At 60.4% G+C, this 11941-nt stretch carries 22 protein-coding genes and 1 pseudogene; all 23 read right to left on the bottom strand.

What is annotated here, in order from left to right; genetic code table 11:
* Positions 1–90 precede the first annotated feature (90 nt).
* Positions 91–576 (bottom strand): 50S ribosomal protein L15, encoded by a 486-nt coding sequence (gene rplO, locus FQV27_RS00115; protein WP_147095544.1) that lies wholly within the window; start codon positions 574–576, stop codon positions 91–93.
* A gap of 605 nt (positions 577–1181) precedes the next feature.
* Entirely contained in the window at positions 1182–1370 is a 189-nt protein-coding gene (gene rpmD, locus FQV27_RS00110; protein ID WP_147095542.1) for a 50S ribosomal protein L30, read from the bottom strand.
* An 11-nt stretch (positions 1371–1381) separates the two neighbouring features.
* On the bottom strand, positions 1382–1975 hold the full coding sequence (gene rpsE, locus FQV27_RS00105) for a 30S ribosomal protein S5 (protein ID WP_147095541.1): 594 nt from the start codon (positions 1973–1975) through the stop codon (positions 1382–1384).
* Between the two features lie 147 nt (positions 1976–2122).
* Positions 2123–2482, bottom strand: a complete 360-nt coding sequence (gene rplR / locus FQV27_RS00100; protein ID WP_147095539.1) for a 50S ribosomal protein L18 — start codon at positions 2480–2482, stop codon at positions 2123–2125.
* A gap of 11 nt (positions 2483–2493) precedes the next feature.
* A complete protein-coding gene (gene rplF, locus FQV27_RS00095) occupies positions 2494–3027 on the bottom strand; it encodes a 50S ribosomal protein L6 (RefSeq protein WP_147095537.1) in 534 nt (177 codons plus the stop codon).
* 10 nt (positions 3028–3037) lie between these two features.
* Positions 3038–3436: a 30S ribosomal protein S8 gene (rpsH, locus tag FQV27_RS00090; protein WP_147095535.1), complete on the bottom strand. Its 399-nt coding sequence runs from the start codon at positions 3434–3436 to the stop codon at positions 3038–3040.
* Between the two features lie 10 nt (positions 3437–3446).
* Positions 3447–3752, bottom strand: a complete 306-nt coding sequence (gene rpsN, locus FQV27_RS00085; RefSeq protein ID WP_147095533.1) for a 30S ribosomal protein S14 — start codon at positions 3750–3752, stop codon at positions 3447–3449.
* A gap of 18 nt (positions 3753–3770) precedes the next feature.
* Entirely contained in the window at positions 3771–4331 is a 561-nt protein-coding gene (gene rplE, locus FQV27_RS00080) for a 50S ribosomal protein L5 (protein ID WP_147095531.1), read from the bottom strand.
* Positions 4331–4636, bottom strand: coding sequence for a 50S ribosomal protein L24 (gene rplX, locus FQV27_RS00075; protein ID WP_147095529.1), 306 nt, complete (start codon positions 4634–4636; stop codon positions 4331–4333). The genes rplE and rplX overlap by 1 nt, the downstream gene beginning before the upstream one ends.
* The gene (gene rplN, locus FQV27_RS00070; RefSeq protein ID WP_090521031.1) at positions 4636–5004 is read right to left on the bottom strand and encodes a 50S ribosomal protein L14; all 369 of its coding nucleotides are present in this window, start codon (positions 5002–5004) and stop codon (positions 4636–4638) included. The genes rplX and rplN overlap by 1 nt, the downstream gene beginning before the upstream one ends.
* A 65-nt stretch (positions 5005–5069) precedes the next feature.
* The gene (rpsQ, locus tag FQV27_RS00065) at positions 5070–5318 is read right to left on the bottom strand and encodes a 30S ribosomal protein S17 (protein WP_147095527.1); all 249 of its coding nucleotides are present in this window, start codon (positions 5316–5318) and stop codon (positions 5070–5072) included.
* Between the two features lie 10 nt (positions 5319–5328).
* On the bottom strand, positions 5329–5535 hold the full coding sequence (gene rpmC, locus FQV27_RS00060) for a 50S ribosomal protein L29 (RefSeq protein ID WP_147095525.1): 207 nt from the start codon (positions 5533–5535) through the stop codon (positions 5329–5331).
* 272 nt (positions 5536–5807) lie between these two features.
* Entirely contained in the window at positions 5808–6221 is a 414-nt protein-coding gene (gene rplP, locus FQV27_RS00055) for a 50S ribosomal protein L16 (protein WP_147095523.1), read from the bottom strand.
* Between the two features lie 13 nt (positions 6222–6234).
* Entirely contained in the window at positions 6235–6951 is a 717-nt protein-coding gene (gene rpsC, locus FQV27_RS00050; protein WP_147095521.1) for a 30S ribosomal protein S3, read from the bottom strand.
* A gap of 74 nt (positions 6952–7025) precedes the next feature.
* Positions 7026–7403 (bottom strand): annotated as a pseudogene (gene rplV / locus FQV27_RS00045) (50S ribosomal protein L22); the annotation flags it as partial.
* A gap of 3 nt (positions 7404–7406) precedes the next feature.
* Positions 7407–7685: a 30S ribosomal protein S19 gene (rpsS, locus tag FQV27_RS00040; RefSeq protein ID WP_147095517.1), complete on the bottom strand. Its 279-nt coding sequence runs from the start codon at positions 7683–7685 to the stop codon at positions 7407–7409.
* A 3-nt stretch (positions 7686–7688) separates the two neighbouring features.
* Positions 7689–8525 carry a 50S ribosomal protein L2 gene (rplB, locus tag FQV27_RS00035; RefSeq protein ID WP_147095515.1) on the bottom strand — a complete coding sequence of 279 codons (837 nt, stop codon included), beginning with the start codon at positions 8523–8525 and terminating at the stop codon, positions 7689–7691.
* A gap of 83 nt (positions 8526–8608) precedes the next feature.
* Positions 8609–8905, bottom strand: coding sequence for a 50S ribosomal protein L23 (locus tag FQV27_RS00030; RefSeq protein WP_147095512.1), 297 nt, complete (start codon positions 8903–8905; stop codon positions 8609–8611).
* Positions 8902–9522: a 50S ribosomal protein L4 gene (gene rplD, locus FQV27_RS00025; protein ID WP_147095510.1), complete on the bottom strand. Its 621-nt coding sequence runs from the start codon at positions 9520–9522 to the stop codon at positions 8902–8904. The genes FQV27_RS00030 and rplD overlap by 4 nt, the downstream gene beginning before the upstream one ends.
* On the bottom strand, positions 9519–10406 hold the full coding sequence (rplC, locus tag FQV27_RS00020) for a 50S ribosomal protein L3 (protein WP_147095507.1): 888 nt from the start codon (positions 10404–10406) through the stop codon (positions 9519–9521). Before rplC ends, rplD begins: the two co-directional genes overlap by 4 nt.
* A gap of 9 nt (positions 10407–10415) precedes the next feature.
* Entirely contained in the window at positions 10416–10724 is a 309-nt protein-coding gene (gene rpsJ, locus FQV27_RS00015) for a 30S ribosomal protein S10 (RefSeq protein ID WP_042247848.1), read from the bottom strand.
* Between the two features lie 248 nt (positions 10725–10972).
* Positions 10973–11524 carry a hypothetical protein gene (locus FQV27_RS00010; RefSeq protein ID WP_147095505.1) on the bottom strand — a complete coding sequence of 184 codons (552 nt, stop codon included), beginning with the start codon at positions 11522–11524 and terminating at the stop codon, positions 10973–10975.
* A 278-nt stretch (positions 11525–11802) separates the two neighbouring features.
* Positions 11803–11941 (bottom strand): EF-Tu C-terminal domain-related protein (locus FQV27_RS00005; protein ID WP_484217494.1); only part of this gene is annotated, 139 nt, incomplete at its 5' end.

Genomic DNA, 11941 nt, shown 5'->3' with positions numbered 1-11941 from the left:
GACAGCGCCGCCGGATCCGGCTGAGATCCCGCGGCGCTTAGGAAACTCGGTGCTGTATGTAAGGGGACGGGCGTCCCCTCACAAGCACAATCACTCGGCCGCGGCTTCTTCCCGCACCGGGGCGGTCAGGGTGATCTTTCCACCGGCTTTCTCGATAGCCTCAACAGCGGATTTCGACGCGCCTGCGACGGTGAGGTCCAGCTTGGCTTTCAGATCGCCCTTGCCCAGAACACGCACACCGTCCAGCTTGCGGCGGATAAGGCCTGCTTCGACCAGAGCGTCTTCCGAAACGGCTTTCTTGGCATCCAGCTTGCCGGCGTCGATAAAGGACTGGATCTGACCCAGATTGACGACGGCGTATTTTCTGGCGTTCGGTGCGGTGAAGCCACGCTTCGGCAGGCGGCGGTACAGCGGCATCTGGCCGCCTTCGTAACCGTTCAGCGCGACGCCCGAACGCGAGGTCTGACCCTTGATACCACGGCCGGCAGTCTTGCCCTTGCCGGAACCCGGGCCACGTGCCACGCGCTTTTTCTTGCGGTTCGCGCCTTCATTGTCGCGGATTTCATGCAGTTTCATATCGCTTCTCCTTAAGCCGGAAGCGCCCCATGAAGCGAAGGGGGCGGACACGGCATTTCTTGCTTGTTGAATCAGTACCCGAAGGCACCGGCGTCACCTATCGGGAAAGCTGCGACAGGTCAAGCATCGCCCGACGGCCAAGACCACAGATCATTCCCCTGCCCTGGTCGCGGGTTGACGCCACGTCAGCAATTAAAACGATCGGCGGATTCTTGCCGAATCAATGTTTCGACCGTATACATCGGGCGTCTGAAAACCTGCGGATTGCCAAACCGCTAAGATGCTGACGTAAGGGACGATCCGGCGGGCCATGCCCGTTTCAGCGCAGACACCGGCGTTTTGGGCGATCCCACCGGGTCGGTCCTGGATGCGTTAAGTGTCCGTGGTTTAGCTGGTGTCGCGTTATCGTTGACGAGTAATGTCCTTGGCCGATCCGGCTTTCCGCCGGAACGGTGTGCCCAGACTTGCGCAAACAGTAGTCGATTGACGATTTCGCCCGTCTTGCACGACTTCGCCGGTCTTGCATGACGGGACGAGCCGCCGCTTTTGTCTCGCACGGCGGACCGCCCAGCAAAAGAAAAGGCCGGGTTTCCCCGGCCCTGATCTCAGTTCTTTTCTTCGATGATCACCGCGAGATGCGGGATCTTCGCGACCATGCCGCGAACGGCCGGGGTGTCTTCCAGCTCGCGCGTGCGGTGCATCTTGTTCAGGCCCAGGCCTTTCAGCGTTTCGCGCTGGATGGCGGGGCGGCGGATCGGTGAGCCGATCTGCTTGACGACGATGGTTTTAGCCATTCTGCCTCTCCTTACGCTTCAGCCGAGGTGACGGTGGCGTCGGTGCCAACGGTGGCTTCGGGTGCCTTTTCCTGCGACGGCAGGATGTCGGCGACTTTCTTGCCACGACGTTGCGCGACCGAACGGGGCGAGGCTTCTGCCTTCAGGCCCGCCAGCGTGGCGCGGATCATGTTATAGGGGTTCTGCGAACCGAGCGACTTCGCAACAACGTCCTGAACGCCCAGCATTTCGAATACGGCGCGCATCGGACCACCGGCGATGATCCCGGTACCCGGAACGGCGGTGCGCATCACGACGCGGCCAGCACCGTGGCGGCCTTCGATGTCGTGGTGGAGCGTGCGGCCATCGCGCAGCGGTACGCGGACCATCTGGCGCTTGGCTTGTTCGGTGGCCTTGCGGATCGCTTCCGGCACTTCCTTGGCCTTGCCCTTGCCAAAGCCGACACGGCCGCGCTGATCGCCGACAACGACGAGGGCTGCGAAGCCGAAGCGCTTACCACCCTTGACGGTTTTCGACACACGGTTGATCGCGACCAGACGATCCTGGAATTCCGGGGTTTCGTCACGATCTTCGCGGCGGCCCCGACGGTTATCACGTTCTGCCATAAGGCATCCTTTCAATGGTGGCGCGCTTTGCGCCGACAATATCAATCCAGGTGGGCAGGCCAGCAAAGGCCCCCTGCCCCCGGATCATCGGGACGGCCAGCACGGCCGTCCTCGCTTTTTCGGTTTGCCCGCATGCGCGGACGGGTCTTAGAACTTCAGACCGCCTTCGCGGGCTGCATCGGCCAGGGCTTTCACCTTGCCGTGGAACAGGAAGCCGCCACGGTCGAAGACGACTTCTTCGACACCGGCTTTTTTCGCACGTTCCGCAATCGCCGCGCCAACCTTTGCGGCGGCTTCGACGTTGTTCTTGCCAACCACGCCGAGATTCTTTTCCAGCGTCGATGCTGCGGCAAGGGTGACCCCCTGCGCATCGTCGATCAGCTGAGCCGAGATGTTCTTCGACGAACGGTGGACGGACAGACGCGGACGGCCAGAGCCTTCCGCACGCAGTTTGTTCCGGTTGCGCAGGCGGCGCTTGAGGAACAGTTGTCTCTTGTTCATTGCCATGATTGCGCCCCTTACTTCTTCTTGCCTTCCTTGCGGAAGACGAACTCGCCCTTGTAGCGAATGCCCTTGCCCTTATAGGGCTCTGGCGCGCGCCACTCGCGGATGTTCGCGGCAACCTGACCAACCTGCTGCTGGTCGATGCCTTCCACAACGATTTCGGTCTGCTTCGGCGCGGTGATCGTCACGCCATCGGGCGTTTCGAAATTCACCTCGTGCGAATAACCAAGCGACAGTTTCAGGGTCTTGCCCTGCATCTGCGCGCGGTAACCGACGCCCTGGATTTCCAGTTCCTTCTTGAAACCTTCCGACACGCCGGTCGCCAGGTTCGCCACCATGCTGCGGGTCATGCCCCACTGCTGGCGGGCGCGCTTGGACTGACCGCGCGGCGCCACGACGACGCTGCCATCTTCCAGTTTCACGTCCACATCATCGGTCGCGGTGAAGCTGCGGGTCCCTTTCGGGCCTTTCAGTTCGATCGTCTGACCTTTGACTTCGGCCGTCACACCCTTGGGCAGTTCGACCGGCTTCTTACCAATACGAGACATCCTGCCCTCCTTAGAATACGGTGCAGAGCACTTCGCCGCCGACATTGGCGTTGCGTGCATTTGCATCCGACATCACGCCTTTCGGCGTCGAGACGATGGAAACGCCCAGACCCTGGCGGACCTGCGGAATTTCCTTGGCACCGGCATAAACGCGACGGCCCGGCTTCGACACACGGGACAGTTCGCGGATGACCGGCTGGCCTTCGAAGTATTTCAGCGAGATTTCCAGCTCGTTATGGCCGGTCTCGGTGGTGACTTCTTCATAGCCGCGGATGTAGCCTTCGGCCTGCAGCACGTCCAGAACCCAGGCGCGCAGCTTGGAGTTCGGCGAGCGGACGGTCGATTTGCCACGCATCTGCGCGTTGCGGATACGGGTCAGCATATCGCCGAGAGGATCGTTCATATTCATTGTCGCCCCCTTACCAGCTCGATTTGACCAGGCCCGGAATCGCGCCCTGCGAGCCAAGCTCGCGCAGCATGATCCGGCTGAGTTTCAGTTTGCGATAATACGCATGCGGGCGGCCGGTCAGCTGGCAACGGTTGTGCAGCCGGGTGGCAGACGAGTTGCGCGGCAGTTCGGCCAGCTTCAGCGTCGCCTTGAAACGCTCTTCCATCGGGCGTTCCTGATCGTGAATGATCTCGTTCAGTTCGGCACGCTTGTCAGCGTATTTCTTGACCAGACGCTCGCGCTTCTTTTCGCGCTCGACCATGGATTTCTTAGCCATATCTTCTTCCCTCCGCGATCAGCTGTTGAACGGCATGTTGAATTGCTTCAACAGCGATTTCGCTTCCGCGTCGGTCTTCGCGGTGGTGCAGATGATGATGTCCATTCCCAGAACTTCGTCGACCTTGTCGAAGTTGATTTCCGGGAACACGATGTGCTCTTTCAGGCCCATGGCATAGTTGCCGCGGCCGTCGAAAGCCGTGCCCTTGACGCCGCGGAAGTCGCGGACGCGGGGCAGCGCGATGTTGATCAGACGATCCAGGAATTCATACATGCGGTCGCCGCGCAGGGTCACTTTCGCACCCAGCGGCATTTCCTCACGCACGCGGAAGCCGGCGATGGACTTCTTGGCTTTCGTGATGACGGCCTTCTGACCGGCGATCAGCGACAGCTCGTCAGCGCCCTGCTTGACCTTCTTGGTGTCCTTGACAGCTTCACCGATGCCCATGTTCAGGACGATCTTGTCCAGACGGGGGATCTGCATGTCGTTCTTGTAGCCGAATTCTTCCTTCAGCGCAGCCCGGATCTGATCCTTGTAGGCGGCCTTCAGGCGCGGCGTGTAATTGGCTTGGTCCAGCATCAGATCACGTCTCCCGTGGTCTTGGCGAAACGCACCTTCTTGCCGTCTTCCTCGCGGAAGCCAACGCGGGTCGCTTTGCCGTTCTTGTCCAGCAGCGCCAGGTTCGACAGGTCGATCGGCATGTTCTTGGGAACACGGCCGCCCTGTGAATTCTGCGACTGGCGGGTGTGACGCAGCGCGATGTTCACGCCATCGACAACGGCCTTGCCGTCTTTCGGCAGAACCTGCGTGATCTCACCCTGCTTGCCCTTGTCCTTGCCGGCAAGGACGACGACCTTGTCGCCTTTTTTCAGCTTGGCAGCCATTACAGCACCTCCGGAGCGAGCGAGATGATCTTCATGAAGTTCTTCGCACGCAGCTCGCGCACGACCGGCCCGAAGATACGGGTGCCGACCGGTTCGCCCTGGTTGTTCAGGATGACGGCGGCATTCTGGTCGAAGCGGATCGAGGTGCCGTCTTCGCGTTTCACTTCTTTGGCGGTGCGCACGACGACGGCCTTGCGGACGTCACCCTTCTTCACGCGACCGCGCGGAATGGCTTCCTTGACGGATACGACAATAATGTCGCCCACCGACGCATAGCGACGGTGCGAACCACCCAGAACCTTGATGCACTGAACTTTCCGGGCACCGGAATTGTCAGCAACATCCAGATTGGTTTGCATCTGGATCATGGTTTACTCCCGACCTTTGGGGACGACGATGCGGGTCGCCCCAGGGTTTCGATTATCTCTGGACCTCAGGCCGACGCGGCTGCGTCATCCGTCAGAACGGTCCAGCGTTTGGTCTTCGAGATCGGCGCGCATTCGACGATGCGAACGGTGTCACCGACCTTGAACTGGTTATCCGCGTCATGGGCGCGGTATTTCTTCGACGAACGCACGGTCTTGTGCAGCAGCGGGTGCTTGAAGCGGCGTTCGACCAGAACGGTCACGGTCTGCTCGTTCTTGTCCGAGGTGACGGTGCCTTGCAGGATGCGTTTGGGCATATCGGTCCCCTTACTTCGACGAGGCGGCGTCAGCCGCTTTCTGGTTCAGAACGGTCTTCACGCGGGCAACGTCGCGACGGACGGCGCGCATGCGTGCGGTCGATTCGAGCTGGCCGGTGGCCTGCTGGAAGCGCAGGTTGAACGCTTCCTTTTTCAGCGCGACGAGCTGCTCGTTCAGCTGCTCGGGCGTCTTTTCCTTCAATTCGGCGGCTTTCATGCCCCTTGGTCCTTTCAACATCACCGGAGAGCCCCGCGTCGCGGGCCACCCTTGATCCGGTGGAGTTTCGTGATGAAGCCGTGCCTATAGGCCCCTTCGTCGTGGATGACAAGCGATTTCTGCAATATCGCGGTCTTTTGCGTCGCCGCCAAACCGTCCTGTCAGATCCTGGGAGCAGTTCGGCGTCGGCAGGCGCAGCAGCACCCCCAGATACCCAAAGACCCCGCCGTGAAAGGCGGGGTCTTCGATTCTTGTCGCGGCACTGACCGGAGTTACCAGTCCTGACGCTCGACGATGCGGGTCGTGACCGGCAGCTTCATCGCGCCAAGGCGCAGCGCCTCGCGGGCGATGCTGTCGGCGACGCCGTCAATCTCGAACATGATCCGGCCGGGATGGACGCGGGCGGCCCAGTAATCGACCGAACCTTTACCTTTACCCATCCGCACTTCCGTCGGCTTCGAAGAAACCGGCACGTCCGGGAACACCCGGATCCAGACCCGGCCCTGACGCTTCATGTGGCGGGTGATCGCGCGGCGGGCCGCTTCGATCTGGCGCGCCGTGACGCGCTCTGGCTCGGTCGCTTTCAGGGCGAAGCTGCCGAAGTTCAGGTCGTAACCGCCCTTCGCCTCGCCGTGGATGCGGCCCTTGTGCTGTTTGCGGAACTTCGTCCGTTTCGGTTGCAGCATTGTTTCCTACTCCTTACCGGCTGTCGCGATCGCGACGCGGACCACGGGGAGCCGGACCTTCCTGAGCCTCGGCGGCCTTGCGGTCGCGGGCCTGCGGATCATGCTCCATGATCTCGCCTTTGAAGATCCAGACCTTGACGCCGATGATCCCGTAAGGGGTCATGGCCTCTGCCAGCGCATAGTCGATATCCGCGCGCAGCGTGTGCAGCGGAACGCGACCTTCGCGATACCATTCGGTCCGCGCGATCTCGGCACCGCCCAGACGGCCGGCGACGTTGACGCGGATACCAAGGGCACCCATGCGCATCGCGTTCTGAACCGAGCGCTTCATCGCACGGCGGAACGAAACCCGGCGCTCAAGCTGCTGCGCGATCGATTCCGCGACCAGTTGTGCGTCCAGTTCCGGCTTGCGGACTTCGACGATGTTCAGGTGCAACTCGCTATCGGTGAACTGCGCCAGTTTCTTGCGCAGAACTTCGATATCGGCGCCCTTCTTGCCGATGATGACGCCCGGACGCGCAGCGTGAATGGTCACGCGGCACTTCTTGTGCGGACGCTCGATGATGACGCGGCTGATGCCGGCCTGCTTGGCTTCTTTCTTCACGAATTCCCGAATTTTCAGGTCTTCGAGCAGAAGATCGCCATAGTCCTTGTCGTCGGCATACCAACGGCTGTCCCAGGTGCGGTTGACCTGGAGGCGCATCCCGACGGGGTTTACCTTCTGACCCATTACGCTTGCTCCTCTGCGGTGTCTGCCTTGGCGGTCTTGCGCGAAGCCTTCTTGGCTTCGGCAGCAGCCGCGGCAGCGGCCGGGTCGACCTCACGCAGCTTGATGGTGATTTCCGAGAACGGCTTCATGATCTTGCCATACCGGCCACGTGCACGCGGACGACCGCGCTTCATGACCAGGTTCTTGCCGACCCATGCCTCGGCGACGACCAGGTTGTCGACGTCCAGGTTGTGGTTGTTCTCGGCATTGGCGATGGCCGATTGCAGGCACTTCTTCACATCGCCCGCGATCCGCTTGTGCGAGAAGGTCAGGTCGGCCAGGGCCTTTTCCACCTTCTTGCCGCGGATCAGACCGGCGACGAGGTTCAGCTTCTGCGGCGAGGTGCGCAGCATCTTGGTCTTCGCCATCGCCTCGTTATCCGCCACGCGGCGCGGATTTTGTTCCTTACCCATGGCTTACTTCCTTTTCGCTTTCTTGTCGGCCGCGTGACCGTAATAGGTCCGCGTCGGCGAGTATTCACCGAATTTCTGGCCGATCATATCCTCGGACACATTGACCGGGATATGTTTCTGACCGTTATAGACGCCAAAGGTCAGGCCGACGAATTGCGGCAGGATGGTCGAACGACGCGACCAGATCTTGATGACATCCGACTTGCCCGACTCGCGGGCCTTTTCGGCCTTCTTCAACACATAGGCGTCGACGAACGGGCCCTTCCAAACAGAACGTGCCATGGATTAACGCCCCTTCTTAACGTGACGCGACCGCAGGATATACTTGTCGGTCGACTTGTTCGTACGGGTCTTCTTACCCTTGGTGTCCTTACCCCAGGGCGTCACCGGCGTGCGGCCACCCGAGGTGCGGCCCTCACCACCACCATGCGGGTGGTCGATCGGGTTCATCGCGACACCGCGAACGGACGGGCGGATGCCCTTGTGGCGGTTGCGACCGGCTTTACCCAGGTTCTGGTTCGAATGGTCGGCATTCGACACGGCACCGATGGTGGCCATGCATTCCTGACGGACCATGCGCAGCTCGCCCGAGCTGAGGCGGATCTGGGCATAACCACCGTCGCGGCCGACGAACTGGGCATAGGTGCCAGCCGAGCGCGCGATCTGGCCGCCCTTGCCGGGCTTCAGTTCGACATTGTGGACGATCGTGCCGATCGGCATGCCCGAGAAGGGCATCGCGTTGCCCGGCTTCACGTCAACCTTGCTGCCGGCGACAACCTTGTCGCCAACGGTCAGGCGCTGCGGGGCAAGGATATAGGCCAGTTCGCCATCTTCATACTTCACCAGCGCGATGAAGGCGGTGCGGTTGGGATCGTATTCGATCCGCTCGACCGTCGCGCTGACATCGAATTTGTTGCGCTTGAAATCGACAATGCGATACAGGCGCTTCGCCCCGCCGCCCTGGCGGCGCATGGTGATCCGTCCGGTATTGTTCCGGCCGCCCTTCTTGGTCAGACCCTCGGTAAGGGTTTTGACCGGACGACCTTTCCAAAGCTCCGAACGGTCGATCAGAACCAGCCCACGCTGGCCAGGCGTCGTCGGTTTATACGACTTGAGTGCCATCTTTCTGTCTTCCGTTGCTTTGTTTCGTCAAAAACTCATGCGGTCCCCGGACACCCCGGAGACCGCGATCCTTCGCCCTTCGATCAGAGTCCGGTGGACACGTCGATCGAATTGCCTTCTTCCAGCGTGACATAGGCTTTCTTCACGTCCGAACGGACGCCGGGGCGGCCGCGGAAACGCTTGTGCTTGCCTTTGGTCACGGTCGTATTGACCGCCTTGACCTTCACGTCGAACAGGTTTTCCACAGCGTCCTTGATCTGCGGCTTGTTCGCGTCAATCGCCACTTCGAAAACGAAGGCATTGCTTTCGCCCGCCATGGTCGCTTTCTCGGTGATGATCGGCTTGCGGATCACATCGTAATGTTCAGCTTTCGCGCTCATTTCAAACGAGCCTCCAGAGCTTCGACACCTGCGCGCGTGATGATCAGGGTATCACGCTTCAGGATGTCATAGACATTGGCGCCCATCGAAGGCAGCACATCGACGCCTTCGAGGTTGCGCGCGGCACGGGCAAAACCCTCGTTCAAGTCGGCACCGTCGATCACCAGAACGCGCTTCCAGCCGTTTTCCTTGACCGCTTTCGCAACGGCCGAGGTCTTGGCGTCGGCAATGTTCAGATCCTCGATCACCACCAGTTCACCTGCGGTCGCCTTCGCGGACAGCGCATGCTTGAGGCCAAGCGCGCGGACCTTTTTGGGCAGATCGAAGGCGTGCGAACGCGGGGTCGGACCCTTGTAGACACCACCCTTGCGGAAGATCGGGGCCTTGCGGGAACCGTGACGAGCGCCGCCGGTACCTTTCTGGCGATAGATCTTCTTGGTCGAGTAGCTGACATCCGACTTGCCCAGCACCGAGTGCGTCCCGGCCTGTGCCTTGGCACGCTGCCAGCGGACGACGCGCTGCAGGATGTCGCCGCGCGGCTCCAGCCCGAAGATCTCGTCGGCCAGCTCGATGGACCCGGCCTTACCGGAGTCCAGCTTGATCACATCGAGTTTCATTCCTTGTTCTCCCCTTCCGGAGCGGCATCGTCAGCCTGATCCGCATTGGGATCGGCAGCCTCTTTATCGGCTTCGATCGAGGCTTCGGCTTCGGCGAGCGCTGCAGCTTCCTGCTCGGCAGCCAGACGTGCGGCTTCCTCGCGGGCGGCTTCTTCCTCGGCGGCAGCGGCTGCTGCGGCTTCCTCGGCGACGCGCTGCGCTTCTTTCAGCTTTGAACGGGTCGCAGCCGGGGTGATCAGGTTCTCTGGCAGAGCCTTCTTGACCGAGTCCTTCACGGTGACCCAGCCACCTTTCGAACCCGGAACAGAGCCCTTGACCATGATCAGGCCACGGTCGCTGTCCGTGCGGATCACCTGCAGGTTCTGCGTGGTGACGCGAACGGCACCCAGATGACCTGCCATTTTCTTGCCCTTGAACACCTTGCCGGGGTCCTGGCACTGACCGGTCGAACCATGCGAGCGGTGGCTGATCGACACACCGTGCGAGGCGCGCAGACCACCGAAGTTGTGACGCTTCATCGCACCGGCAAAACCTTTACCGATCGAGGTGCCGGCAACATCGACATACTGGCCGGCGAAATAGTGATCGGCAACGATCTCTTCGCCCACATCGACCAGATTGTCTTCGCTGACGCGGAACTCGGCGATCTTGCGCTTCGGCGCGACACCCGCTTTCGCGAAATGGCCGCGAACCGGCGCGGAAACGCGCTTGGCTTTGGCATCGCCCGCGCCCAGCTGGACGGCAACATAGCCGTCACGGTCGGCGGTGCGCTGATCGATCACCTGCAGATTGTCGAGATGGAGGACGGTCACTGGAACCTGGCGGCCATCTTCCAGAAACAGCCGGGTCATGCCCAGCTTCTTGGCGATAACACCCGTACGCATGTTGCCCCCTTACACCTTGATCTCGACATCCACGCCAGCGGCGAGGTCGAGCTTCATCAGCGCGTCGACGGTCTGCGGCGTCGGATCGACGATGTCCAGCAGACGCTTATGCGTGCGGATTTCCCACTGGTCGCGCGACTTCTTGTCGATATGCGGACCGCGCAGGACGGTGAATTTCTCGATCTTGTTCGGCAGCGGGATCGGCCCGCGAACCGTGGCACCCGTGCGCTTGGCGGTGTTCACGATTTCCTGGGTGCTGGCATCCAGCACGCGGTAATCGAACGCCTTCAGCCGAATGCGGATATTCTGACTTTGCATCGTCATCCCTCGGAGCTTTGAGGGTTCCAGTCGAGAGGCTGACGACACACCACGCGGCGCCAGCATCGGACCATATAAAAACTGCGAAGCCGCCCTATAGGGGGCGGCCCCGACAGATGCAAGCGAATCCTTGTGGTACAGGCGGATTCGGATGCGATGCGCGCGTATAGCGTTAGGTGGGGGTGAGGGTCAAGGCGGATAGCAAGACTATGTCAGGAAAAGAACTTGCTGCGTGTCCGGTAGGACAATCACTCGGTCGAAGCGCTTTCTTGTATTGCTGACCTCTCTACGGAACCTTCTTGCGCATTATAGCAAGCCAACAGCTGTTCACCGGCTGCTGTTGAACCATTGGCCGACACTATGAGAGCCGCGCTACTTATTCCGTCCTTAAAGCCCAGCTCAGATCGCGCCCCAGTGAATGACTCCAGAAAGAGTTTTGCGTCTTCGCCTCTTAAGTAAATTTCTGCTGTAACCTGTCCCGACCCAACAGAACCTGTTGCGGCATCTGCTAAGGATACTTCCAGAACCTCGCCGTCGACAGCTATCGCAGCACCGCTGAATACATCAAATGCAGACGCTTCACCTTCCCACCCAGGGACAATCCGGATCGTCACTCCTGCTTGAGAAGAGTCGCAAAATACCAGCACGGCTTCACGAATACTGGCCAAATAATCGACTGTGACCCGCGTACCCTTCGTGAAAGGATCAGTCTCGACCTCATAGGTCCATCGCTCGAAACCGGCGAGAACGGGCTGTGCAAGGAAAAAAATGGTCGTTGTAACAGCTGCTAACGTTCTCATATTTTCCTCCGACAGACACACTACAGTTACCTATGAAAAATGAATAAATCCAGCTTATTGAGAGCATCAAGAGTAGCATAGGGCTAAGATAGTTCGCCTGAACGGTCCTACCGCGTCGCTAGCCCGGCTACCTAACTACGTCAACAGGTTCAAACTCGCCTCAAGGGATAAAAAAACAGCTAAAGCAATAGATTATCGCATGCCATTCCCATGCAAAAGCCCGCCCCTTTCGGGGCGGGCTTTCCATCATGATATCGCTCGGGCCGAGGCCCGGTCGATCACTCGATGATTTTCGAGACCACGCCGGCGCCGACGGTGCGGCCGCCTTCGCGGATGGCGAAGCGCAGTTTTTCTTCCATCGCGATCGGGGCGATCAGCTCGACCTCGAACTTCAGGTTGTCGCCCGGCATCACCATT

It is taken from the genome of Paracoccus aurantiacus, from assembly GCF_007993065.1.
In the GTDB taxonomy this organism is placed as follows: Bacteria; Pseudomonadota; Alphaproteobacteria; order Rhodobacterales; family Rhodobacteraceae; genus Paracoccus; species Paracoccus aurantiacus.
Note: the sequence above shows the minus strand (reverse complement) of the source record. Positions and strands in the feature narration are given on the sequence as shown.